Source organism: Vreelandella boliviensis LC1 (assembly GCF_000236035.1).
In the GTDB taxonomy this organism is placed as follows: Bacteria; Pseudomonadota; Gammaproteobacteria; order Pseudomonadales; family Halomonadaceae; genus Vreelandella; species Vreelandella boliviensis.
On the sequence record NZ_JH393260.1, the window covers coordinates 89,517 to 94,610 of the forward strand.

4 protein-coding genes and 1 pseudogene are annotated in these 5,094 nt (G+C 57.4%); all 5 read right to left on the reverse strand.

Annotation, left to right across the window (positions count from 1 at the left end; genetic code table 11):
* Window positions 1-411: ABC transporter permease subunit (locus KUC_RS19820; RefSeq protein ID WP_208854503.1), on the reverse strand; the 411-nt coding region annotated here is incomplete at its 3' end.
* A complete protein-coding gene (locus KUC_RS17385) occupies window positions 408-1,067 on the reverse strand; it encodes an amino acid ABC transporter permease (protein WP_007114557.1) in 660 nt (219 codons plus the stop codon). The genes KUC_RS17385 and KUC_RS19820, both read right to left, overlap by 4 nt.
* A gap of 79 nt (window positions 1,068-1,146) precedes the next feature.
* The gene (locus KUC_RS17390) at window positions 1,147-1,980 is read right to left on the reverse strand and encodes a transporter substrate-binding domain-containing protein (protein WP_007114558.1); all 834 of its coding nucleotides are present in this window, start codon (window positions 1,978-1,980) and stop codon (window positions 1,147-1,149) included.
* Window positions 1,981-2,211: 231 nt separating this feature from the next.
* Window positions 2,212-4,842 carry an alpha-hydroxy-acid oxidizing protein gene (locus tag KUC_RS20155; protein ID WP_007114560.1) on the reverse strand — a complete coding sequence of 877 codons (2,631 nt, stop codon included), beginning with the start codon at window positions 4,840-4,842 and terminating at the stop codon, window positions 2,212-2,214.
* Between the two features lies 1 nt (window position 4,843).
* Window positions 4,844-5,094, reverse strand: a pseudogene (locus KUC_RS20160) (histidine ammonia-lyase); the annotation flags it as partial.

Genomic DNA, 5,094 nt, shown 5'->3' on the forward strand with positions numbered 1-5,094 from the left:
CTGTACTCGCCATAGTAGCTGAAGGCGGCCTAGCCCCAGGCACTCGCCGGCTTCTAGTTGCCCGCGGGGAACGGCGGCGAAGCCGCTACGAAAAATCTCGGCGAAATAGACACTGCTGTAGAAAGCGATGCAGAGCACTCCTGCGGTGACAGCACCAAGACGCAGGCCGAATGATGGGCCTCCGTAGTAGACCAGGAACAGGATCACCAGAAAGGGGGTGCCGCGTACCAGCTCAATGAATACTCTCAATATGAGTTGCAGTGGTCGACCACCAAAGAGCATTAGCGCAGCGATGAATAGTCCCGCCACCAAGCCCAACACGCTACCCGCCAGCCAGGTATAAATGGTGACTAGAAATGCGCTCCAGATGGCGTCAGCATTGGCGGTAATAATAGATAGATCGAAAGTCACGCCAGACTCCTCTCTAGGTGACGCTCAAGTCGGCGTCCGAAAATGGTCAGCGGTATGTTAATCAGGCAGTAGATACCCGCTAGCACTAGATAGTGTTGGAAGAATAAGTAGTCTGATGAGGCTAGGTTCTGTGCCACCCGGGTAAGGTCTGCCAAGCCTACGATGGATACCAGCGCTGAGGCTTTAATAAGCAATACCAACTCGTTGACTAGCGAAGGCAGTGTGCTTTGAACGGCCTGGGGCAGCTCAATACGCAGTAAAATAGCGGGGCGGCTCATGCCGAGTAAGTGGGCCGCTTCGCGCTGCCCCGAGGGAATCGCCATCAGGCCGCCGCGTAATATTTCTGCGATATAGGCGCCGGAGCAGAGCGAAAGCGCCATGACCGCGGCAACCATCGGGGAGAGGTTGGGCAGGCCAAGCATAGGCGCCAAATAGTAGATGACCAATAGCTGTACTAGCAGCGGCACTCCCCGAAAGATAAAGATATAGCTACCACCCAATCGCCGTAGTAATGGCATGTTTGCCAACTGCATACTGGAAATAACAGTGGCAATGACAAAGCCAAAGGCATTACCCAGCAACGACGTCTGTAGCGTGATGAGCAGTGCCTTGCCAAGTAATGGAAGGCTGAAAAGAAAGGTCGGCCAGTCGAACATTGACAATATCCCTGGAGGTGAGGGAGAGCATACCGGGCGGTATCTAGCTCAATGACCGCCCGAACACATCAAAAGCAGATTAGATCTCCGGTTCAAAATCTTCGCTGGGTACATCCATTGGCTCGCCGAACCATTTGGTTTGCAGCTCGGAGAGGCTGCCATCCTCGTGCATCGATAGCAGCACCTCGTTGATAGCTTCAACCAATGAGGCGGATTCTTCATCGTTGCGTGCCATATACCCAAAGTAAGCCGACTGACCAAAGGGTGGATGAACAACCTCAAACATGGACCGTTGTGTGGCGGTATAAGCAATATTGGGCAACGAGTTAGCCACTGCATCAATCCTGCCAGCGGCAAGATCGGCGTAGGCTTGGCTAAAATCAACGTACTCGGTAATCGTTGGGGGTTCGGGCAATTCAGCGGCAAAAGCCTTTAGCTGCTCGAGTTGTGCAGTACCGCGGCCGCCCCCGGCTGCTTTGCCAGAAATATCTTCAGGCGTTTGAATAGAGTCGTCGTCGGCGCGTTTCAGGATAGCGACGGTGGCATCGGCGATAGGCAAGGTAAAGTTGTAGCGTAGCTTGCGCTCTTGGGTAATCATTGCCGGGCCGGCAACGAAGTCGTAGTTTCCAGCCTCAAGGCCGGGGAGTACGCTGGGCCAGGGTAGATCGATCCAATTAATCGAGACCCCCAGCTCGTCACCCACACGTTCCATAAGCTCAAGGTTTAAACCACTCTGCTGGCCCGCATCTAAATAAGCGAATGGCGCGAAGTGAAATTCAGTACCCACATTGAGCACGCCCCGTTCTTTTACCTCTTCAAGCAGATCCGCAGAAGCGGTACTTGCTGCCAAAGAGACACCAAGGCCTATCGCCAGGCGAGAGAGTGAATGCTTGAGTAGATTGGATTTTTTCATAGTGTCATGACTCCATAGGGATCATTAATAAACTGTCAGGGCGCCTTAACCTGTTGGGGGCGAAATTGACAGTGCGTACCAGTACGTCAACTTTATAAAAGCAAACTGCATGCCAAAAAGTACTTACCTGTATATACATAGTAGCTTTGCAAATTTTGACACTGTTTTTGGCACTGAAGGACGAATTAACTTTGCCCTGTTTGAGTGCGTTCGTTCGTTAATAAAGGTGGCTTAATTGAGCACCTTGCCGGGATTGAGAATGCCGTGCGGGTCAAGGGCTTGCTTGAGTGTATGCATAACGTTCAGCGCTTCCGGGCGGACACTGTGATGCAGGAAGTCGCGCTTAAGCAGACCAATGCCATGCTCGGCAGAAATGGAGCCGCGGTATTTTCCGACCCACTGGTAGACAGCAGATTCGATGGCGTGGCGAGTCGCCGGGGTGTCTTCAGTGAGCGAGCGACCATCTACGGTGAGATGCAGGTTGCTGTCGCCGATATGCCCGAAATTGACGATTCGGACGCCCGGCCAGCGCTGCTGCAGCATCTTGCCAGCGGTCTCGACGAAATCGCCAATGGCAGGGATGGGGAGGCTGATGTCGAAGTTGATCGGTGCCAGCTTGACGGGGAATTCGCCGGTCGCCTCGCGGATCGCCCATAGTCCACGGGCTTGGGTGGTGCTGCTTGCCAGTACGGCGTCTTCCACTTCACCCGTTTCCAGCGCGGCTTCCAGTGCTGCCTCCAGATGACTGGCGTCGCCTTCGGCCTCGCACAGCAGGTAAAGGGGATAGCTTGTGGGCAGGGGCAGCTGGCCGTCTCGCCAGCCACAGCTCATGGTGTAAAAATCCTGCCACATCACCTCAAACGCCTCCAGCGCCAACCCGGCACTGCGTAGCCGGTGGAGTAACGCAACGGCTGCCGGATAGCTGGGCAGCCCGCACAGCAGCGTATGGGATTCACCTTGGGGAGGTGCCAGGCGAAGTACGGCGCGGGTGACAATGCCCAGGGTGCCTTCGGAGCCGATAAAGCAGTGCTTAAGGTCGTAACCGGTATTGTTCTTGAGCATACCGTTCATCAAATCGATAGTTCGGCCATCCGCGAGTACTACTTCCAGGCCGAGCACCTGGTCGCGGGTCATGCCGTGGCGGATCACCCCATGGCCGCCAGCATTGGTAGCGATGTTGCCGCCTATCTGGCACGTTCCCCGGGCACCAAAATCAACCGGGTAGCGAAAACCTGCCTGTGTAGCTGCCTCCTGGATGGTTTGTAGTGTGGTACCCGCCCGCACCGTCATGGTAGCCGCGTCGCGATCGACGCTTTCCACACCGGTTAGTCGGCAAAGCGATACCGCGATGCTATCGGCACTGGGCACCGCCGCACCCGCCAGCCCGGTCATTCCTCCCTGTGGCACCACCGGGCGGTGGTGGTCATTGCATAGTCGCAGCAGCTTGGCAACTTCTTCAGTGGTGGCTGGACTTACCAATGCCAGCGGTCGGCAGGCGGCATGGCCTGTCCAGTCGCTGAAGCAGGACGCGGGAATCGCCTCGCCCAGCAGCACGCTATCGCCAAAGCCATCGCAAAGTAAGTTCAAGAAAGTATCGTCATTGGTGGGGCTGGTCGATTGTACGATGGCAGGGCGCCCATCCACCGCACTAGCCGTAAGGTAGCCTGATGTGTGGCTTGAAAGGTGGAGGGGTGGGGCGAGACAGTCACGATCCAGCTGGCTTAGCCGCGGCCGCCCCAGTAGGGCAAGGGTGTTGTGCAACTGTTGCTGGAGTAGCGTTAGGGCATGGCTGGCGCCCGCTTCCCCACCGACCGCGAGACCATATAGCGTAGCCCGCCCACTGAGCACGCCATTGGCACCCAGGGCCAGTGCTTTGGCAATATCGCTGCCGCGACGAATGCCGCTATCGAGCAGTATCTCCAACTGTTGGCCCACCGCATCGACAATGGCTGGCAGGCAGTCGAGGCTGGCAGGCGAGTCATCCAGCTGGCGTCCACCGTGGTTGGTAACCACGATGGCGTCGGCCCCCAAACGCTGGCAGTGGAGGGCATCTTCAGTATTGAGAATACCTTTGACGATCAGCTTGCCCGACCACTGTTGGCGTATCTCGTCTAGCGCTTCCCAGGTTAAGTCGGTCGCCATCTGCTGGCTGATATAGGTTGCCGCGCTGGCTGCGCTATGTTCCCCGGTGGGCAGGTATTTAAGCAGGTTTCCCAGCGTTGGCAGGCCATTGGGCCATAGCGCCTGGGCAGCCCAGTGCGGGTGGCACAGGGCGTCCAGGGTATGGCGAAGGTTTAGCCGCCGGGGATTCAGATAGCTGCGGCTATCCCATTCACGCCGTCCCAGCACCACCGCGTCAGTGGTGACCACCAGCGCCTCTGCGTTGGCTGCCCGAGCACGGGCGATCAGATCCCGGGTTGCCTGCTTATCGCGCAATGGGTAGAGCTGAAACCAAAGCCGACCGGTAGGGACGGCGGCGGCAATCTCCTCAAGGCTATTGCAAGAGACGGTGCTTAGTGTGAAAGGGATATCGTGTTGCTGGGCGGCTCGGGCCAGTGCGATATCGGCATCGCGCCACAACATGCCGTTGTAGCCGGTCGGGGCGATGGCTAATGGCATCGCAGACTGTCTGCCTAGCAGTGTGGCACTGCTATCAATCTCGCTTAGGTCAACCAGCGTGCGGGGTCGCCATTGCCAGCGTTGGAAAGCGCTGCGGTTGTCATTGAGGGTGCGCTCGTCCTCGGCTCCGGCGTTGAGATACTCCCAGGCAAAGGCGGGTAGTCGCTTGCTGGCCATCCCAGCAAGCTCATCAATACTTTGCGCCTGGCGCCAACGGTGGCTGGGTGGGTAGCGTCGTTGCATATTATTCCTCTGTGTAGAGCCGTGAACGGGGCAGTTGCGTCTCGAAGGCAGCGCCACTGACGAAGCGCTGGGCGGCCACCAGGTCGGGGGCGAAGTAGCGATCCCGCTCATAACGTGTCACATCGCGGCGAATGGTCGCGAGCGCTACCTCAAGGAGGGGTGAGGTGGTCATGGGGCGGTGAAATTCGACCCCTTGGGCCGCCGCCAATAGCTCAATGGCTAACACCGCACTGGAGTTAAACGCCATGTCGG

Bases quoted from the DNA above. Each gene is read 5' to 3' on its own strand.
- KUC_RS17385 (WP_007114557.1), bottom strand. From the start codon at position 1,067: ATGTTCGACTGGCCGACCTTTCTTTTCAGCCTTCCATTACTTGGCAAG.
- KUC_RS20155 (WP_007114560.1), bottom strand. From the start codon at position 4,842: ATGCAACGACGCTACCCACCCAGCCACCGTTGGCGCCAGGCGCAAAGT.
- KUC_RS17390 (WP_007114558.1), bottom strand. From the start codon at position 1,980: ATGAAAAAATCCAATCTACTCAAGCATTCACTCTCTCGCCTGGCGATA.